The sequence below is a fragment of the Symmachiella dynata genome, from assembly GCF_007747995.1.
GTDB classification, from domain to species: domain Bacteria; phylum Planctomycetota; class Planctomycetia; order Planctomycetales; family Planctomycetaceae; genus Symmachiella; species Symmachiella dynata.
The window spans coordinates 264,488-283,473 of the sequence record NZ_CP036276.1; the positions used below are offsets into that span (position 1 = coordinate 264,488).

Here is an 18,986-nt window from a genome sequence, read left to right on the forward strand (position 1 = left end):
CCCATCGATAAAAAAACTCCCGCACCGGACGTTCGTCCGGGCGGGAGTTTGTGCTGATCGTGATTCGTATTCGTGATCGCTCACGAACAGTGATCAACTATCGTAGTAGAGGGCGAACTCGTGCGGGTGAGGACGCAAGCGGAATTCGTCGATTTCGTTCTCCCGCTTGTAGCTGATCCAGGTTTCGATCAGATCTTCGGTGAAGACATCCCCTTTGGTCAGGAATTCGCTGTCCGCTTCCAACGCGTTGAGCGCCTCTTCGAGCGATGCCGGGGTCGTGTTGGTTTCGGCCAACTCTTCCGGTGTCATTCCATAGATGTCCCGATCGAGCGGATCGCCCGGATCGATCTTGTTTTGGATTCCGTCGATCAGCGCCATCATCATAGCGGTATACATGATGTATCCGTTGGCCGTCGGGTCAGGACAGCGGAATTCCAACCGCTTGGCCTTCGGGTTGGAGGAATACATCGGAATCCGCACAGCTGCTGAGCGGTTCCGCTGCGACATCGCCAACGTCACCGGAGCCTCGAAGCCCGGCACCAACCGCTTGTAGGAGTTGGTCGTCGGAGCGGCAAAGGCCAGAACAGCCCGGCCATGTTTCAGCAAGCCGCCGATCGCGTGCAAGGCCGTTTCGCTCAAGCCGGCGTAACCGTCGCCCGCCATCAGTGATTGCCCGTCTTTCCACAACGACATGTGGGTATGCATACCCGAGCCATTGTCGTCGAAGACCGGTTTGGGCATGAACGTCACTGTCTTGCCATGGTTTTTGGCAACGTTGCGGATGATGTATTTAAACCACATGAACTGGTCCGCCATTTTCAGCAGATCGCAGAATTCCATGTCGATTTCACATTGACCGCCGGTTCCCACTTCGTGGTGATGGGCTTCGACGACAATGCCCAAATCCCGCATCGCATACACCATCTCGCCACGCAGGTCGTGATAGCTGTCGGTCGGGCTGACCGGGAAATACCCGCCTTTATAACTCGGCTTGTACCCCAAGTTCGGTTCTTCGATCCGCGAAGTATTCCAAGCGCCTTCGACCGAGTCGATTTCATAGAAGCCGTGGTTTTGTGCTTGATCGTAACGGACTTCGTCGAAGATGAAGAATTCCGGTTCCGGGCCGACAAAACAGGTATCGGCGATCCCGGTTTGCTTCAGGTAGTCAATCCCTTTGCGAGCGATGCTCCGCGGATCGCGGGCGTATTCTTCTCTGGTGATCGGATCGACAATGTTTGCGATGACGCTCACCGTCGGCCGGGCAAAAAACGGGTCCAGCTTGGCCGTTGCGGCATCGGGGATGGCCAGCATGTCGGATTGATTAATGGCCTTCCAGCCACGAATCGATGAGCCGTCAAAGCCCACGCCGTCTTCAAACGTGCCTTCACTCCAGGTGTCGACGGGATAAGAGCAGTGCTGCCAAGTGCCCAGCAAGTCGGTGAATTTCAGGTCCACCATTTCCGCGCCGTGCTCTTTAGCAAATTCAAAGAACTCTTTGGGGGTCATCGCTTTGGTTCTCCTTCAGTGTTTCTTCCAGTTTGTTATCCAAAAATATCCAGGGACGCAGATCGCAACTCTTTACAGATCGTAATCACGATTCGTAAAGAGTCACCAGGGCACACAGTACGCCGCCCTCCGTTGGCCACAATCAATCCACTGCCAAGTCGCGATCATTTCGCCGGTGATTCACGGCGATTTTGAAAATGACCGCGAATTCGCAGTGATTAAAAAAACCGAAAAGGTGTCGGTCGGAACACAACAAAGATGCGCGGTTTTTGCGCAGGAAATGCATGCAAATTCGGCGGCCCTGCTGGGGTCCCCCCAGATTTACCGCAGATTTTGTAAGCTTTAGCTGCAGCCTCAGCAAGAGTGCAACCAGCGTGCCAATTGCTACTTGCCGTACGAAACAGGAGTGTCTCGGGCCGCACCATCACCAGCGCGGGTCTGCCACAACACAACAGAATCTCTCGTCAGCTCGCCTGTCCCAGCGAAGTCGCCCATCATAACCAGGCAACTGACGGAATGAAACCGAAGGCACCCAACCTCAGCCCAATCCCCGCCTCAGGCTTCCCGGCGGCAGCCGGGAAACCCAAAGGTGAGGATGGCGGTTAAATGGCTTCTTCGCCGACTTCGCCTGTGCGAATCCGTACGATTTCGGAGAGGTCGGTGACAAAAATTTTGCCGTCCCCGATTTCTCCGGTGCGAGCATTCTCCAGAATGGACTCCACCGTTTTGGTGCAATCATCGTCGACGACGACGACTTCTAGTTTGACTTTGGGCAGGAAATCAACGGTGTATTCTGCACCGCGATACATCTCCTTGTGCCCACGTTGCCGTCCAAATCCGCGGACTTCCGTAACGGTCATGCCGTGGATTTCGATGGCGCTCAATGCGTTTTTGACGTCTTCTAGCTTGTAATGCCGAATAATGGCTTCGATTTTTTTCATGATTCGCCTGTGGTTTGAATTCTCGTGGGTATGCAGCAATGGAAGTGCCGACCGGCCAGCGGTGGAGATGGGGACGCGACGTTGCCATCGCGCCCCATCTCACCGATCCGCGTCCTGCGACACGTCCAATCCATTTCAAGGTCACAATCGGATACTTGGCTGGAGAGTCCTCTCCCACCGATTTGGGTGAGCAAAAATGTGACTCTCCCAAAGGGTTTCGCCAAGCATTCCAACGCTTAGTGATCGGCGGAATAAGCGGCCATGCCGTGTTCGACCATGTCCAACCCTGCCACCTCTTCATCAGCATCAACACGCAACATGCCGATGGCTTTCAAGCCGAGGAACAAGGGCAACATCGTTAAAAATGCCCAGGCGGGGATGACAGTCGAGCCGATGACCTGCGTGACAAAGTCAGCGCTATTTCCAAAAATACCGGTCGCGACTCCACCCCAAATTCCGCATAATCCGTGCACCGGAAACGCACCGACTGGATCGTCGATCTTCAGTTTGTCCAGTGCGATGATTCCCATCACGACCAACACACCGGCGACAGCACCAATGATGATGCTCTGGAGGTTCGTCACCTGATCGCAGTTAGCCGTGATGCCGACCAAACCGGCTAACACACCGTTGAGGGCCATCGACAGGTCCGGCTTCTTGAACATCACCCAACTGAGCATCATCGCGGCGAATCCACCAGCAGCAGCTGCGAGCATGGTATTGAGGGCAATCAGCATCGTGGCCATCGTGTTGTCGGTACCGGTGAATGCCAATTGACTACCGGGGTTAAATCCAAACCAACCCACCCACAGGATGAACACACCCAATGTTGCAATGGCCAAGTTGTGACCCGGCATCGGGACTGACTTGCCTTCCGCCGTGTAGCGGCCAATCCGCGGTCCCAAGACGATTGCTCCGGCCAATCCAGCAAATCCACCGACTGCATGCACGACAATTGAGCCTGCGAAATCGGCAAAGCCCATGGCGTCGAGCCATCCGCCGCCCCATTTCCACATACCGCTGATGGGATAAATCAAACCTGTCAAAACGGCACTGTACACGAGATATGCAGAGAACTTCATACGACCGGCAACGGCACCAGAGACGATTGTCGCAGCGGTTGCAGCAAAGGCGACTTGGAACAGAAAGTCAACTTGAGGATCCAATGCACCCGGTGCTGCGGTCACGCGATCAGCGCCTTCGGTAACGCCGATTCCCGCAAACCCAAAATAGCCGTTGATTGCGCTATCGCCTGGATACATCAATCCATAGCCAACCAGGTAAAACAATAAACAGCCGATGCACAGGTCCATCAAGTTCTTAAACAGAATATTGACGGTGTTCTTACTGGCATTGAAGCCAGCTTCGACCATTGCGAAACCAGGCTGCATCAAGATCACCAAGACGGCCGACAAAAACAGCACGATATTGTCGACAGCAAACGACAGTTCATCATTCGAAATGACGACGACTTCTTCCGCGGGAGCTTCCTCCCCTTCAGCTGCAGGAGCTTCCTCGCCTTCAGCGGGTGCAGCAGCGGCTGGTTCTGCCGGAGCGGCATCATCCTGAAATGCCATGAGTGGACGAGCAGGGATCGCCACACAGAGAAAGATGGCGGTTGCCAAGGTTATTGCAGTACGCATGTCACAGGTTCCTCTTTCCTAAAAAACAAAATTGGACGGTACGGATCGGTAGCGCAGAATAAAATCGGGGCGCACTTCCCCCACGCAGGAATTCAGTAGCAAGAGTTAGATTGGATCGAACTCGACGACACCGTGACTCCCCGGGGTGAAGTCCATAGAGCAGGGCGGCTGATTGGATGAGCCACCTTGTTCCGTCGCGATGCGTCGGAATTGTCTTGGCGATCTAGGCCGAAGTAGCAAAACCGGAAACGACATCCTGTCAGAACCCGGAATCTCCACAGCAGTCAGAAATCACCGACAGCAGGGAATTGCAACTTCCGTGCCTAACAGGCAGGCTCTCTGTGTGGTTTTCTTGCAATTCGTTGCCAGTAAAGCAATTGCGCCTGCAGAAATGTCTCAAAATACATCGGGTTTTGATAGGTTTTCTGGGGAGGTGCACCATATGCCATCGAAACATGCGCGCGAATCGGGCAGGAAGGCAGCGGGTTCGACCATATAGCGGCACGCAATCTGTGCAAGGCTCTCAAAGCGCGCAAACCGCCAATTCCCGGAATGAACTGGCAGATGGCTGCGGCCTCTGTTTTAAAGCAATGGCTCAGTTACGACTCAGAAAACGTTTTCAAATTACGTTTTTCAACGCCCCGCTAGGGCGAAGCTCCTGCTGAGCCGCTTATTCTGCTTAAAACTGCAGCGGTCCAATTGTTTTGGCATGCGTCTTGGTTCATCACGGTTCGGAAAGAGCGTCGCTTTCCCAGTTTGAAAACATGCTCTCAGATATCAAAAACAGCCACCCGCCGAAAAACTCGGCGGGTGGCTTGAGGAGACGCTTTCAGATTGTCGACAAACTTGGGCGTGTTGCCAACCTGACTTAGAAGGTCAGGATTGCGTCGATGCCGAAGATGTCTTGCGTGTACTCACCGTGCGGGAACCAATCGTGGCGGTATTCCGGACGGACGATCAAGTTGGCGATCGGTTTGTAGTTCACACCGAAGGTCGCTTCGTAGTAGGAGTGTTGTCCACCGGCGACGGGGGATTGTCCACCGTGATCGAATCCGGCGTCCGAGCTCCACCATTCCACCCGCGAACCAAGTTTCACTTGATCGTTGATGGTGTAGAACAGGTATTGGTTGATACCGTATTCGTCATTTTGTCCAGCACCGGTGTCAAACGAGACCAAGTCGCTTTGCAGAACGTAGTTCCACTTTTCGGTGATGTTCACATCCAACACAATACTGTGCGAATAGCCATCACCACGTTGGCCCATGTTGCCGGCCGTCAAGATGTAGGTCAACGTGGCATCGTCGGTCAGTCCCAATGCGGCACCACCGAGGAAGCTGCTGCCGCCATCGAATTGATCGAAGCCGGTGTCCCATCCCAACGTCCAACCACCGTACAGGGTCACATCGTCGCTGGCTTTGTAGGTCGCCAACGCACCGGTGTGAGTGAACGGTTCACTGTTGTACATGGTGTAGGCATGGCTGAAGAAGAAGTTCCCGGTCGCGGGGACGACTTCATAACCAACCAAGGTGAAAAAGTGACCAAACTTCACCGACAAGTCGCCATTGGCGATTTCACCGTAAGCCTGCGGCATCGCCCAACCATAGATACCGTGGTCCCAGCCATTCTCGTAATCCCACCGACCGGGATTGTTGCCGAAGGCTTGGGTGTCGTAGGAATCGGTACCGTACATCAAGTCGGCCCGTGCACCCCAGTCCCAACCGTTGGAACCGTCGGCGACTTTTTCAGCGTAAATCCAGCTTTGGTGGTTGTTGAATCGGTCCGGGATGTCGTTGAACATTCCGGTTGATTCGCTGGTGTAACCCCATTGGGTCCATCCACCAATATCGAACCCGCCAACGGGCTCGGAGAAGAGTTTCCAGGGGTCATTCGATTCTTCGCAACCACCACAGCCATTGTCGCAACCGTTGTCACAACTGGGCGCTTCACAAGCACAGCCACCTTGGCCGTAATAGTAGTTTGCGAATTCACCGGCATCGGCGCCTTGGGGGGCGAGGAATCCGATACCGCCAATGAGAAGCGTGGCAGCTAGTGCTTTCCCACGCGACATAACGTCGTAGATGTTTTGCAGAATGTCCGGCATCGGATCCTCCGTGCACGCACCACTCCCTTTGAGGAGTGACATGTTAGGAAATAGAGCGGGCTAGGGATTCGCGTTCCGTCCCAATGAGGACGTGTGGTCTTTGTTTCGCGAACTTACTTGCCTGCCGCTCAGTAAGGGTGGTCAATTCGTTCTAAGCGATGCGCGTAGCGCGATTCGCATATTCCAGCTATCGGGATGATTCTTGCAATTGACTCAACCCACGAACCCCGCTCCGGATTTTCGTTAATACGTGAAAAATCGCTGCGCGCCGAAATCCTTGTGTGAATTACCCAATGTACTGAACGGTTTCCAAGCAAAAACCATTTTTGCTGCGAACGAATCGCGCAAACCGCAGTTCTGTGTGATGGTCACGCGGATTTCGCCTATTCGATGGGCACGATGCGCAATCCGTCAACGAAAAAAAATCTCAAAAATTTCTAATGAGATAAGCATTCTAAGATGGAAATGCGGCGAACGCAGCGTGTTGGCGGGCACCGATCTTTGCTGCGATCGTGCGTTGCCAGCGGCTCGCGACGCCCGATTACAGCGTGACGAGCGACTTCATTTCGCGGACCGCTTCTTCGAATCCGACCATCAATGCGCGGGCGACAATGCTATGGCCGATGTTGAGTTCGCTCACTCCGTCGATCTCGGCAATCGGGCTGACGTTGCGATACGTCAATCCATGCCCCATGTGCACCAACAACTCGTGATCAATTCCCAAGTGGGTAGCCGTCACGAGTTGGTCGAATTCTTGGTCGCGAGCTCGCGCATTGGCTGCATCGGCATAACGCCCAGTGTGCAGCTCTATCGCATCGACCTGTAGGGTTTTCGCGGTTTCAATCTGACGTTCATCCGGATCGATGAACAGGCTGACTTCAATACCGGCTGCTTTGAGTTGCTCGGCGCACGTTTTGATCTTTGCAGCATGAGCAACAACGTCCAATCCCCCCTCGGTGGTGATCTCTTCCCGCTTTTCCGGAACCAGCGTCACTTGATCCGGTTTCACACTGAGGGCGATGGCGGTCATCTCCTCTTCGGCCGCCATCTCCAGATTCATTTTGACTTGCACCGTTTGCCGCATCACCTGCAGGTCACGGTCCTGAATGTGCCGGCGGTCTTCCCGCAGGTGCAGCGTGATGCCGTCCGCGCCACCCAACTCGGCCAAAACGGCCGCCCACACAGGATCGGGTTCAATGGTGCGGCGAGCTTGGCGGACAGTAGCAACATGGTCGATATTGACACCCAGGGCAGGCATAGCGGGACTCTCGTTCCATTTTCTGTATGGAGAAGAAATACGTGGAGCAGGATTCGCTCCACGGCGATTGCATGATTGACACGCGTATTGTGGCTGAGGTTCTCCCAGAGTTCCAGTGGGGGCGAACCACTCTCCTTGCGCGACCCTAATTGCGACCGAACGGTCCACTCGTCAGTCCGGACAGCCAAGAGCAACAATACATCGGGCGCGGCACGGTTGATTCCATGGCGAATTGCCACTGCGCGTCGGGATGGCTGGCTTGTGCCGAACCTAAGAGAATTTCCACCAAGGTCTCTTGGTTGTCATAGGTGATCACCCGCACGTCCTCCGGTTTGCGGTCAATGCGGGTCAGCAATTCGTCCAGTGCAGCTTCTTCGTAACCAATTTTATCAATCAGCTTGTTCTTGAGAGCGTCGTCGGCGGTATAGACCTGGCCGGTTGCCAGTTTTCGGACCTCCTTGACATTGAGTTCCACGCGGTTATCGGCAATCACATTGACGAAGCGGTCGAACGCCTGGTCAATGATGTTATTCCAAACCGTCTGTTCAGCTGGAGTCAATTCACGAAACGGGCTGAGCGCGTCCTTAAACGGGCCGGTTTTGATCGGTGTTGATTCCACGCCCACTTTTTCCGCCAAGCCGATCATTTGCATGCGAGGAATGATCACCCCAATCGAGCCGGTCCAGGTCGTGGGCTCGGCAAAAATCTTACCCTGTTCTCCGGCCCCCATGGCGACGTACAGGCCGCCCGAGGCCGCCATGCTCTTCATGTGGGCCACGACCGGTTTGGTTTCTCGTAACTCGACGAGGCGATGATAAATTTCATGGCTGTCCGCAACGGCGCCTCCTGGGCTGTTGATCGACAGGAGTACGGCTTTCACATCCTTGTCGTCCTTGGCCTGCTGGATACGTCTCAAAATCCGCTGCGTGTTGGGGGCCATGATCACCCCTTGCACCTTGATCACAGCAATTTTGTCGGTGGCGACCTTGCTGCCGGAATGAAAGTGTTCGATCGGGTCGTTGCCGTCGGTGAAGTAGGACTTGTAGCGCTCGTAGAAATAAAAATTCAGCGCAATCGATACGAGCAGCGCTATGAAAATGAGCCTGAGCAACCAACGGCGACGTTTGGGGGGGCGGTGAGTTTCAGCGTTGGCCATAGGGGGCATGCTCCGTTAAACCGAATCCAGAGTGTTCAATGTCTCAACCATCACGAGAAAGCAAAATCAGCGCAGTAGGACGACGCTGTGTTCAGCATTCGGGGTGATCATAACAAACCGGCGCAAATTGCACCTCAGTCGAACCAACCTTTGCGGTGGAACCACAACAACAAGGTTGCCACGGTCAATCCCATCCCCACCACCACGATCGGATAGCCATATTGAGAATTTAGCGCTGGCATGTTGGGAAAATTCATTCCATAAAACCCGGCGATAAAGCCCAGCGGGATGAAAATGGTGGCGATGATCGTCAACGTCTTCATAACTTCATTCGTGCGGTTACTGATCGCCGTTAGGTGGAAGTCACGGAGGTCGGAACAGGTTTCCCGGTAGGTGTCGATGGCATCGCCCAGTTGGATTGTGTGATCGTAACAATCGCGCAAGTAGACTCGTGATTCATCCTTGATCAACGAATGCCCGTCACGCAGCAGCGCGTTGACCGCTTCGCGATGTGGGCGCAGCGCTCGGCGGAGTTCCAGAAGTTCGCTCCGCAGCGTGTGAATGGAATGGATCGAGGTACTCCCGTCGCTGTTCATCAACGCGTCGTCCATCGCATCGAGCCGTTCACCGTAGGACTCGACCACGGGAAAATAGTGGTCGATGATCGTGTCCAGCAGCGCGTAGGCCAAATAGTCGGTCCCACCATACCTGAGGCGACCGCTTGTTTTGCGAATGCGATCGCGGACCGGGTCGAGGCAATCGCTGGGTTCATCCTCTTGAAAGGTGAGCACGAACTTGGGGCCGACGAAAATACTAATCTGCTTGGTCTTTAGTTTTTCACTCAGGTGAACCATGCGGGCCACGATGAACAGATGGTCGTCGTAGTCCTCAACTTTGGCGCGCTGGTGCACATTGACGACATCTTCCAAAGCCAGTTTGTGCAAACCGAACATTTCGCCAATACGATTGATCACCTCGACATTTGCGAGTCCATCGACATTGATCCAAGTGACGGTATAGGTTTCCGCCAGTTCCTTCAGCCCATCCAATGAATCAACCGTTTCGTCCACGAGGTCGCCGTTGGCAAAGGCCATCACGCTCACGGATTGTTTGGTGCAGGGCGTTTGTGTAATGACTGTCCCCGGTGCCGCACCTGGCAACGACCCGCGGTTGAACCGTTTGGCCTTAGGTTTTTTATGATGTCGATGTTTCATCGGCGACTGACCTTCCTAATGCTGTGTTCTGCGGCGCTTGCTCGCCCAATCGGCCGGGCACTGAGTGGTTGATGGGGCCCAGATGCCAGTCATGATGCGCACGGGTCATTCTTTGAATGGTTGCCGGTGGGAAGACCGTGTGGCTCAATCGGTCTGCCATCATGGATGACCGTCAGTCGGTTTTTCAAATCCGGGGAGCATGTGTGGTGCACGATTCGGTGGTCCGATTTTCTTATGCCATGATTCGATGGCTAATTCGGGCTAAACCGAATACCATAAGAGACTAAACAAGCCAAGGCTAGTTAAAATACAGCGGAGAGAAACCTGCGACGAATGGACTGGAAATGGCCACATTTCGGTTTCCCTCGGCAATGGTTGTGTTGTTCGAATTTGTCTGTATGGACCGTTGCATGCCCCGCATTCTTTCTGTTCTGGTCCGCTGAGGACATCGTCAACTATTAGTAACGCGGGCACCGCTGGCATTGCCTCTGTTTTGGCAACCGCCGAATCGATATGAAGTTGCACGGACAATGCGAGTAGCACCCAATTCCAATACGCACTTGTGATCAACGAATTAGGCATTTCCCCCCCCTTCTACCGTTTCCTCTAAAAGCGGGACGATCAAAACCAATACCTGGATTTTGGCAAGGTAGTCAGTATGGCGAAACAGTCAAAACCCGAACTTCGCGTCATTGGTTGGCGCGAATGGGTCGGGCTACCGGATTTGGGCATCAAAAAGATCAAGGCCAAAGTCGACACGGGCGCGCGGTCGTCTTCCTTGCATGCGTTTGATTTGCACGAATTTGAAAAAGAGGGTGTGAAATGGGTCCGTTTCAAAATTCATCCTCTACAGCGCACGGCAAAACGGACGATCGAAGCATCCGCGGAGATTCTCGAATATCGCACCGTGCGGAGTTCCAGTGGGGCGACCCAATTGCGGCCGGTGATTGTCACGCAGGTGGAATTGCTGGGCATCCGTTGGCCAGTGGAATTGACGCTTGCCAATCGCGACGAAATGGGGTTCCGTATGTTGTTGGGGCGTGAAGCATTTCGACGACGATTCCTGGTGGATGCGGGGAACTCCTTCTTCGGCGGTCAGCCTAAACGAAAAAAGAAACCGAAACCGAAACCGAATTCGAAACAGCAGCCGGCTGTGAACCACACGACATCGGAGCCATAATGAAACTCGGGATCCTTTCCTGTAATTTGAAATGCTACAGCACGCGGCGTTTACGTGAGGCCGCTGAGCAACGCGGACATAAAGTCAAAGTTCTCAACACCACCAAATTCGCCATTGACTTGGCCGAAGGGGACCCCGACCTCTATTTTCGGCAAAAACAGCTTTCGCATTACGACGCTGTCTTGCCGCGGATCGGTGCATCGATTACTTATTTCGGCACGGCGGTTGTTCGGCAATTCGAACAGATGGACATCTTCAGCGCGAATTCATCCGCTGGGATTTCCAACTCCCGCGACAAATTACGCAGCATGCAGATCTTGAGTCGGCATCATATCGGTATGCCGCAAACCACGTTTGTGCGTGACAAGAAAGACGTGCTGCCCGCCATTGAACGAATCGGCGGTGCGCCGGTGGTCATCAAACTGTTGGAGGGAACACAGGGAATCGGCGTGCTGCTGGCTGAAACCGTCAAGTCGGCCGAAGCGATTATCGAATTGCTGCAAAGCCAACGACAAAATGTGTTGGTGCAAAAGTTCGTCGCCGAAAGCAAAGGCCGCGACATCCGCGCGTTTGTTGTGGGCGACCGAGTTGTCGCTGCGATGCGCCGCGTCGCGCAAGGGCAGGAATTTCGCAGTAATGTCCATCGTGGCGGAGTCACCGAAGCGGTGGTACTTGATGAGACCTATTGCGAAACCGCTGTGCGGGCCGCTCAGATCTTGGGGCTCCGCGTCGCCGGCGTCGATATGCTGGAAGGGAAGCGTGGACCGCAGATCATGGAGGTCAATTCGTCCCCCGGCTTAGAGGGCATTGAACGCTGCACACAATTGGATATCGCCGGAGCCATCATTGATTACATCGCCGCCCAGGTTGATTTTCCCGAGATCGACCTGCGGCAGCGACTGACAGTCAGCCGCGGATATGGCGTGACTGAAATTCATGTTCCCGAAGGGTCGGAATACATTGGAAAAACCGTGAGCGAATCGGGACTGCGCGACAAGGACATCAACGTACTCACGCTGCATCGGGGCACGACCGTCATCCCCAACCCGCGCTCCGATCGTTGTTTAGAAGCGGGTGACCGGTTGTTGTGCTTTGGTAAGTTGGAATTGATGCGCGACCTCATTCCACGCAAGACAAACCGTAAACGTCGGCAGAAGGTGCGCGTGTTGCCGGAACTTCCGGTCGCCGAAGAAGTGCAGGGCGATGCAGATGGAGCCGAAACCTCTACGTAGGCAGAAAAAGACGAATGTCGCTATGAAGAAAGACCGTGTTCGAAAACCAATTGACAAGTGGAACGGTGAGTCCATTCCCCTCGGTGCCTCCCGCGACGTCAAGCTGACTGTCAGTGAAAGCTACAGCAGCATGTCCGTCCGGATTCCGATTCACATTCGCCGCGCCAAACAAGACGGTCCGGTGGTGTTTGTCACTGCGGCGCTGCATGGCGACGAAATCAATGGCACTGGGGCGGTTCGGCAATTGGTTCAGGACCCCGATTTCGAACTGATTCGCGGCTCGATGATTTTCGTGCCGGTGCTGAACTTGCTCGCCTTCGACCGGCATTCCCGGTATCTTCCCGACCGCCGTGACTTGAATCGTTCCTTTCCCGGCAGCGAATCGGGCAGCCTCGCCGGGCGGATGGCGCGGACGATTTTTGAGGAAATCGTCTCCCGGTGCGACTACGGAATCGACCTGCATACCGCCTCCGTTCGCCGCACCAACTATCCCAACGTGCGGGGTGATTTGTCCGATCCCGAAGTGCGGCGGCTTGCCGTGGCGTTTGGTTCGGAAATCATTATGAATGGCGTAGGACCACCAGGAGCGTTTCGCCGCGAAGCTTGTCTGGCCGGTTGTCCTTCCATCATTATGGAAGGGGGCGAGGTCTGGAAGGTCGAACCGGGCATCGTCGAGTCCGCCGTGCGGGGCATCAAAAACGTATTGCACAATTTGGAAATGGTCGACGTCGAGCCGGTCAGTCCCGATTACCAAGTGATTGTCGAGAAATCGAAATGGATCCGGGCCGAGCATGGTGGCTTTCTGCAGTTTCACGTCAAGCCGGGCGACATCATTGCCGAAGGCCAACCGTTGGCAACGAACACAACACTGCTGGGCCGCGGTCGCAGTATGCTTCATGCACCGTTCGACTCCGTGGTCATCGGCATGACCACTTTGCCCGCCACCAGCCCGGGTGAGCCGGTCTGTAATCTCGGTAAGCTCCCCAAAGGGACAAAACCATCGAAATTGCGTCGCATGCGCCGTGAGGAAGATGGCTTGGAAGGACAAGTCGTCGAAGAACTTTCTACCAACCTTCTCATCGTTGAGCCGGGAAAACCCATGAAAAAGGGCTGACCGGGCGCAGCAGAGGGGAAAATCACAAAAAACGACTCATCACTGAGCGGTTACGTTGGTTGTTCGCGTACAATGATCAAACCCTGACCTGTGCGAGTCGCCTAACAGCTGTGGGGTGTCCTCGCTTGCCGTTCGGCGAATTGGCATCTACATTTGAGAAGAGCGCCGCCGATACCCATTTGACAAGAACGAGTTTTAAAACCGAGTTGCGCTTGTTCCGGAAATTTACGAAACAACGTCAGTGGGACGCGTCAGAGGGTTTTGAAACAACTTCTAGGAACCTTAGGTACTCATGAATCGTCCTCATTGGAATTGTCGCTACCGAGCGACAAGGATTGCAGCCGGAATGATTGCGGCGATTCTGGTCGGAACATTCTGCGTAACTGTCTGCGCAGCGGAGGAGGCGCGTCCGGATGCGAAACGGGCCTTTGGGTATCTCGCGCAAATCTGCCGCATCGGTCCTCGAATCAGTGGCTCGCGGGGCATGATGCGGCAACAGCAGTTGATCGGCAAGCATTTTGCCGCATTCGATTGCGAGGTGAAGTATCAGCCGTTTGATGTTCGTCATCCGCTGACCGGTAATCCCGTGCGGATGAACAACATCATCATCTCCTGGAATCCAGAGGTCAAAGAGCGGTTGCTCCTGTGTTGTCATTACGACACCCGCCCACTGCCGGATCGTGATCGTGATGCCAATCAACGTCAGCAAGGAGTATTTTTGGGTGCAAACGACGGTGCCAGTGGAGTGGCGTTGTTCATGGAATTGGCACACCACATGAAAAATCTCCCCGCAACATGCGGTGTCGATTTCGTGATTTTTGATGGCGAGGAACTGGTCTATGGAAATCGCGGTGAATACTTTCTGGGCTCAACGCACTTTGCCGAAAACTATCGCGACCATCCCACCGAACAGCGTTATACAGCAGGGGTCTTGGTCGACATGGTGGCCGATCGGAATCTGCGGATTTATATGGAAAAAAACAGCCTCAAATATGCCCCCGATGTGACAAAAAGCATCTGGAAGTCAGCCGAGCAGGTGGGGGTCGACGAATTTGTGCCCCGCGCCAAACACGAGGTTCGCGACGATCACCTGCCACTGAACGAAATCGCTAAAATCCCGACGTGCGACATCATCGATTTCGATTACCCATATTGGCATACCACGCGAGACGTACCCAACTCCTGCTCCGGCAAGAGCCTGGCCAAGGTTGCCAAAGTCTTGTTACATTGGCTGCGGACCTACCCGGTTGCCCAACCGCCGGCAAAATAGCGATCGAATTACAGATGCGGGTCCCGCAGGAACTGTCGCGATCATTCGGCGTCGCATCCAAATTCTCAAACGTAACGACCAATAACTAACGATGCCCCCGAACGACCAGATTTTTATGGGAACGGCGATCGTGTTGAGTTGCGCTGCCGGCTTATATCACCATCGCTGGTTCTTGGAGCAGACTCCCAAAGGGCAACGCTTGGTCCGTCGTTTTGGCGATTCGGGGGGAGCCTGGGTATTGCGGGGACTGTTGATTTTTGGCATCGTCCTGGGAGGATTGTTGGCGATGGGAGTGATTCATCCCGTCCAGTGGGATTAGAAACCGCTGGAATTCGTCGATTGGGACGTGATTCGCAACAGTTTTCATGATATGCGGTTGCGGCGATTCCCGGCTTGTCGGTTCGGTTGGGGTGACGGTATTTCGCTGACTCAACTCAGGTAGGGGCTAGCCTTGAGGCGATTGGACCATTACAGTTAAACATATACACGTGGCTCGGAATCAACGACTGAAATCGACGCAGAGCCGAGTTACTCATAGCCGCGAACTTTAAAGAGTTCGTTCGAGGAGAAATATTCGTATGAAGGTTGTTCCCTTGGGAGACAAGGTGGTTGTCAAACGGTTGGATGCCGAAGCGATCACCAGCGGTGGGATCGTCTTGCCGGATAGTGCGCAACAGAAACCGGCGGAGGGCCGCATTCTCAGTGTGGGAGACGGAGTTCTCTTGAAAGATGGTAGCCGCGCCGACCCGCAGGTCAGCGAAGGCGACCGTGTAATGTTTTCCAGCTATGCCGGGACGGAAGTCTCCGTCGACGGGCAAGAGCTATTGATCATGAATGAATCAGACATCCTGGCCGTGATTTCCTAATCGCGTTCGTCGGATATGATTTTCGCTGTTAAGTCGCTCAGTTAAGAAATGAGGCCGATTGTGAAGCTCAACACATACGTTTCAGCCGTTTTAGTCGCCGGCGCTGTTCTGTTGGTTCCATTTGTCACAATGGCAACCGCTGCCGCCGCCGAGGAGGGTCCCGCCGTCAAAATGGTCGGCCCTCAACTCGACGCACTCAAAAAATCACGCGCACAGGCCACGAAATTCCTCCGCGCCAGTCAGGCCGACGATGGCAGTTGGACCTCGCCGATGGCCACAGGCATAACTGCCTTGGTCACGACGTCACTACTGCGCAGCGACGTGCCGGTCGATGACCCGATGGTCGCCAAGGCACTGAAAAATTTGGAAGGTTTCATCCAAAAGGATGGCGGAATCTATTTCGATCAGTCGAACCACCGCAACTATGAAACCAGCATCTGCGTATTAGCATTTGACGCCGCCAATGCCGATGGTCGCTATGACAAGACGTTGGCCGGAGCTGCGAAATTTTTGCGTGGCTTGCAGTGGGACGAAGACGAAGGCTTAACAAAGTCGGACGATAGCTATGGTGGCGCTGGGTACGGCAGCCACGAACGGCCGGACCTATCGAACACGCAGTTTTTTATGGAAGCGTTAAAAGCGACCGGCGCCGGCGAAGATGATCCCAATATCCAAAACGCATTGCTGTTTGTTTCGCGGTGCCAGAATCTGGAATCGCAATACAACACGACGAAGTTTGCGTCAAAGATCAATGACGGCGGCTTTTATTACACAATTGCCGCCGGCGGAACTTCGCAGGCGGGTGTTGAGCCCAATGGCGGATTGCGTTCCTATGGCAGCATGACCTACGCCGGACTCAAGAGCATGGTGTACGCCGGACTGGATGCGGAAGACAAGCGCGTCAAAGCCGCGCTGCAATGGATTACGGACCACTATACGGTGTCCGAAAACCCCGGCATGAAACAAATGGGCGTGTTTTATTACTACCACACGTTCGCCAAGACGCTGGACACTTTGGATCTGCAGATGCTGGAAGACAAGGAGGGCGGCAAGCACGATTGGCGCAAGGAGTTGGCCGAGATATTGATGCAACGGCAACTCGAGAACGGGAGCTGGTTGAACACCACGCCGCGGTGGTACGAAGGGGACCCGAATCTGGCGACCGCTTATTCGCTGTTGGCCTTGAGCTATTGTCAGCCTCAACCGGTCAAATAGGCGGTTGCAGAGCACGGGACCGATTTTCGCCATGCGCATTGTTGAATTGATCGCCCGTCACGTTCGCATTCCGCTGAAAAAGAAGATCGAACACGCTTCGCATGTTCGTCGTGAAAACGACACGCTGGTCGTCAGTTGCCGTCTCGATGACGGCAGCCTCGGCTGGGGCGAAGGGCTACCGCGTCCCTATGTCACCGGCGAAACAATCGAAACCGCCCTGGGCCAATTCTCGGAGACCGACTGGCGGACGCAACTCGCGGATGATTTCGACAGCCTCGCCGACGTAGTTTCACTCTGCCAGCGGATCAAATTGGCCGGCAGCCCTGACGGCGGGCAGCGCGATTGTTTTGGCCATTCAGTTCGCTGCGCGGTGGAGTTGAGCATTCTCGACGCAGTCGGCCGCGCGACGGAGACTCCGTTGTCGAAAGTCACTACGCTGGTCCCCGAATCGATGCCGATCCGCGAAGCACGCGACGAGGTCCGCTATAGCGGCGTGATCACCGCGATGGGTGGCATCAAAAAAACAATTCGGGCGGCCGCCATGCGTCTCTACGGTTTTCCCGACATCAAATTAAAAGTCGGCATGGACGGAGCCAACGACCCGGCTGCCGTGGCTTTGATGCGGCGCGTGTTTGGACCGGACCGTGATCTACGCATCGATGCCAACGAAGCCTGGACGTGTGACAACCTCGAGGACAAACTAAGCCCATTGTTGCCGCATGGCATTAGCAGCGTCGAACAACCGGTGCCGCACGCCGCCGTCGACGGTCTGGCTGCGATCCGCCCACGGCTCGATGTGCCGATCATGTTGGACGAATCGCTGTGCGGCTTAGACGACGGACACCGTGCCATCGAACGGGGCACCTGCGATCTATTCAACCTGCGCCTCTCCAAGTGTGGCGGTTATATCAACTCTATAAAATTAGCGGCGTTGGCCCACAACGCGGGGCTGGGGTATCAATTGGGATGCCAAGTGGGAGAAACCGGAATCCTCTCCGCTGCCGGACGGCATTTTGCGGCATCGATTGGCGGTATTCGTTGGGTCGAAGGGAGTTACGACCGGCATCTCGTCAAGGAACGGCTGACGGTCGAAGACCTGACATTCAAAAGCGGAGGCCGCGCCCCGGCGCTCATCGGGGCAGGATTGGGCGTGAATATTGACCGTGCAGCCGTAGAGCGCGTGACATTGCGCGAGGAACATCGTCCAATAGGGTGAAAAGGAAATCTGCCCGGCCGAGAAGTACCGATTTTGGGCAGCCGATTCCTATCGTTTTCCCCATCACAACCCGGCATCGCTGGGTGGGAAAACATCGATTGCGTCGTTCCTTCCCCCCCCCTAAACGAATCGTTCCATGCCACAAACACGCAAACCGGCCGCTGAGTGGGTGGCGATTCAGGCAAATCCCAAAGCGGGGTCCGGCGCCCAGCGCGAACAGGTCGGCCTGCTTGTTGACTCATTGCGCGAACAGGGGCTGCGACCACTGTTGTTCAAAAACCGTGACCGCCTCAGCCATGTTTTGACAAACCCGGAGTTAAAAAGCCGTTTGCGGTGCATAGTTGCGGCGGGTGGGGATGGGACGGTCGGCGACGTTCTGCATCGATATCCAGGGTGTCCGATCTCGATTTTGCCCTTGGGGACCGAGAATTTGCTGGCCCGCTACCTGGGAATCCCCCGTTGCGGACGCTCCGTGGGGGAGATTATTGCAGCCGGCCATGTGCGAACCGTGGACCTAGCCAGCGTGGGCGATCGGCGTTTTTCTTTGATGGCCAGCATCGGTTTCGACGCGGAAGTGGTGCATCGGCTGGACGCAATTCGCACGGGGCACGTCCGGAGGGCAAGTTATCTCAAACCAATTTGGGATTCTTTGCGTAGTTACCAATATCCCGATTTGCGAATCCGACTCGACGACGATCCGCAAACGTATACGGCAAAACTGGTCATGGTTGTTAACATCAATGCGTATGCCTTAGGAATCCAACCCGCTCAGTCGGCTCGTGACGACGATGGCCTGCTGGAGGTGTTATTATTTGAGCGAGGCTCAACGTTCCAAATGTTGCGGTACTTTTATAAGGTGATGCGAGGCACACATGAGTCGTTGGTGGACATACGCAGACTACGGGCATCGCGGATTCATGTAGAATCCGATGGCGCGGTCCCCGTACAAATCGACGGTGATCCAGCCGGCACGACCCCGGTGGATATCCGCGTCTTGCCTGCGGCGGCTCAATTCGTTGCCCCCGCGAGCAGGGTAAAAGTCACGACATAAACTTATTGATTCGAAACAGGAAC

General features: G+C 54.8%; 16 protein-coding genes. 9 read left to right on the forward strand and 7 right to left on the reverse strand.

All coding sequences use genetic code 11. The annotated features are described in order from the left end of the window. Positions 1–93: 93 nt before the first annotated feature. The 7 genes from glnA to corA form a co-directional block, all read right to left on the reverse strand. Complete coding sequence (gene glnA, locus Mal52_RS00965; protein ID WP_145373746.1) at positions 94–1,506, reverse strand: type I glutamate--ammonia ligase; 1,413 nt, start codon at positions 1,504–1,506, stop codon at positions 94–96. 602 nt (positions 1,507–2,108) lie between these two features. Further along, on the reverse strand, positions 2,109–2,447 hold the full coding sequence (locus Mal52_RS00970) for a P-II family nitrogen regulator (protein ID WP_145373747.1): 339 nt from the start codon (positions 2,445–2,447) through the stop codon (positions 2,109–2,111). Positions 2,448–2,683: 236 nt separating this feature from the next. Next, a complete protein-coding gene (locus Mal52_RS00975; protein WP_145380493.1) occupies positions 2,684–4,024 on the reverse strand; it encodes an ammonium transporter in 1,341 nt (446 codons plus the stop codon). A 934-nt stretch (positions 4,025–4,958) separates the two neighbouring features. Continuing rightward, complete coding sequence (locus Mal52_RS00980) at positions 4,959–6,191, reverse strand: outer membrane beta-barrel protein (protein ID WP_197533621.1); 1,233 nt, start codon at positions 6,189–6,191, stop codon at positions 4,959–4,961. 541 nt (positions 6,192–6,732) lie between these two features. Continuing rightward, a complete protein-coding gene (locus Mal52_RS00985) occupies positions 6,733–7,449 on the reverse strand; it encodes a pyridoxine 5'-phosphate synthase (protein ID WP_145373748.1) in 717 nt (238 codons plus the stop codon). Between the two features lie 145 nt (positions 7,450–7,594). Next, entirely contained in the window at positions 7,595–8,605 is a 1,011-nt protein-coding gene (sppA, locus tag Mal52_RS00990; protein WP_197534581.1) for a signal peptide peptidase SppA, read from the reverse strand. Positions 8,606–8,739: 134 nt separating this feature from the next. Next, positions 8,740–9,819 carry a magnesium/cobalt transporter CorA gene (gene corA, locus Mal52_RS00995; RefSeq protein ID WP_145373750.1) on the reverse strand — a complete coding sequence of 360 codons (1,080 nt, stop codon included), beginning with the start codon at positions 9,817–9,819 and terminating at the stop codon, positions 8,740–8,742. Positions 9,820–10,477: 658 nt separating this feature from the next. On the opposite strand from corA, the gene Mal52_RS01000 reads away from it, so the two are divergent. The 9 genes from Mal52_RS01000 to Mal52_RS01040 all read left to right on the forward strand — a co-directional run bounded on the left by Mal52_RS01000 (position 10,478) and on the right by Mal52_RS01040 (position 18,963). Further along, positions 10,478–10,999: an ATP-dependent zinc protease family protein gene (locus Mal52_RS01000; protein ID WP_145373751.1), complete on the forward strand. Its 522-nt coding sequence runs from the start codon at positions 10,478–10,480 to the stop codon at positions 10,997–10,999. After that, positions 10,999–12,231, forward strand: coding sequence for a RimK family alpha-L-glutamate ligase (locus Mal52_RS01005; protein ID WP_145373752.1), 1,233 nt, complete (start codon positions 10,999–11,001; stop codon positions 12,229–12,231). Before Mal52_RS01000 ends, Mal52_RS01005 begins: the two co-directional genes overlap by 1 nt. Positions 12,232–12,253: 22 nt before the next feature. Continuing rightward, on the forward strand, positions 12,254–13,345 hold the full coding sequence (locus Mal52_RS01010) for a succinylglutamate desuccinylase/aspartoacylase family protein (protein ID WP_145373753.1): 1,092 nt from the start codon (positions 12,254–12,256) through the stop codon (positions 13,343–13,345). Between the two features lie 292 nt (positions 13,346–13,637). Further along, positions 13,638–14,615 carry a M28 family peptidase gene (locus Mal52_RS01015; RefSeq protein WP_231962493.1) on the forward strand — a complete coding sequence of 326 codons (978 nt, stop codon included), beginning with the start codon at positions 13,638–13,640 and terminating at the stop codon, positions 14,613–14,615. A 91-nt stretch (positions 14,616–14,706) separates the two neighbouring features. Further along, positions 14,707–14,934 carry a hypothetical protein gene (locus Mal52_RS01020; RefSeq protein ID WP_145373754.1) on the forward strand — a complete coding sequence of 76 codons (228 nt, stop codon included), beginning with the start codon at positions 14,707–14,709 and terminating at the stop codon, positions 14,932–14,934. A 259-nt stretch (positions 14,935–15,193) separates the two neighbouring features. Beyond that, positions 15,194–15,481 (forward strand): co-chaperone GroES, encoded by a 288-nt coding sequence (locus Mal52_RS01025; protein ID WP_145373755.1) that lies wholly within the window; start codon positions 15,194–15,196, stop codon positions 15,479–15,481. A 60-nt stretch (positions 15,482–15,541) separates the two neighbouring features. Continuing rightward, positions 15,542–16,696: a prenyltransferase/squalene oxidase repeat-containing protein gene (locus Mal52_RS01030; RefSeq protein ID WP_231962028.1), complete on the forward strand. Its 1,155-nt coding sequence runs from the start codon at positions 15,542–15,544 to the stop codon at positions 16,694–16,696. A 31-nt stretch (positions 16,697–16,727) separates the two neighbouring features. Then, positions 16,728–17,912 (forward strand): enolase C-terminal domain-like protein, encoded by a 1,185-nt coding sequence (locus Mal52_RS01035; protein ID WP_145373757.1) that lies wholly within the window; start codon positions 16,728–16,730, stop codon positions 17,910–17,912. Positions 17,913–18,048: 136 nt separating this feature from the next. Further along, positions 18,049–18,963 (forward strand): diacylglycerol/lipid kinase family protein, encoded by a 915-nt coding sequence (locus Mal52_RS01040; protein WP_145373758.1) that lies wholly within the window; start codon positions 18,049–18,051, stop codon positions 18,961–18,963. Positions 18,964–18,986: the final 23 nt, after the last annotated feature.

Coding starts and splice junctions, on each gene's coding strand:
- Mal52_RS01040 (WP_145373758.1), top strand. CDS start 18,049: ATGCCACAAACACGCAAACCGGCCGCTGAGTGGGTGGCGATTCAGGCA.
- Mal52_RS01015 (WP_231962493.1), top strand. CDS start 13,638: ATGAATCGTCCTCATTGGAATTGTCGCTACCGAGCGACAAGGATTGCA.
- Mal52_RS01035 (WP_145373757.1), top strand. CDS start 16,728: ATGCGCATTGTTGAATTGATCGCCCGTCACGTTCGCATTCCGCTGAAA.
- Mal52_RS01000 (WP_145373751.1), top strand. CDS start 10,478: ATGGCGAAACAGTCAAAACCCGAACTTCGCGTCATTGGTTGGCGCGAA.
- Mal52_RS00970 (WP_145373747.1), bottom strand. CDS start 2,447: ATGAAAAAAATCGAAGCCATTATTCGGCATTACAAGCTAGAAGACGTC.
- Mal52_RS00980 (WP_197533621.1), bottom strand. CDS start 6,191: ATGCCGGACATTCTGCAAAACATCTACGACGTTATGTCGCGTGGGAAA.
- Mal52_RS01010 (WP_145373753.1), top strand. CDS start 12,254: ATGAAGAAAGACCGTGTTCGAAAACCAATTGACAAGTGGAACGGTGAG.
- Mal52_RS01020 (WP_145373754.1), top strand. CDS start 14,707: ATGCCCCCGAACGACCAGATTTTTATGGGAACGGCGATCGTGTTGAGT.
- sppA (WP_197534581.1), bottom strand. CDS start 8,605: ATGGCCAACGCTGAAACTCACCGCCCCCCCAAACGTCGCCGTTGGTTG.
- Mal52_RS00975 (WP_145380493.1), bottom strand. CDS start 4,024: ATGGCATTTCAGGATGATGCCGCTCCGGCAGAACCAGCCGCTGCTGCA.
- Mal52_RS00985 (WP_145373748.1), bottom strand. CDS start 7,449: ATGCCTGCCCTGGGTGTCAATATCGACCATGTTGCTACTGTCCGCCAA.
- Mal52_RS01005 (WP_145373752.1), top strand. CDS start 10,999: ATGAAACTCGGGATCCTTTCCTGTAATTTGAAATGCTACAGCACGCGG.
- corA (WP_145373750.1), bottom strand. CDS start 9,819: ATGAAACATCGACATCATAAAAAACCTAAGGCCAAACGGTTCAACCGC.
- Mal52_RS01025 (WP_145373755.1), top strand. CDS start 15,194: ATGAAGGTTGTTCCCTTGGGAGACAAGGTGGTTGTCAAACGGTTGGAT.
- glnA (WP_145373746.1), bottom strand. CDS start 1,506: ATGACCCCCAAAGAGTTCTTTGAATTTGCTAAAGAGCACGGCGCGGAA.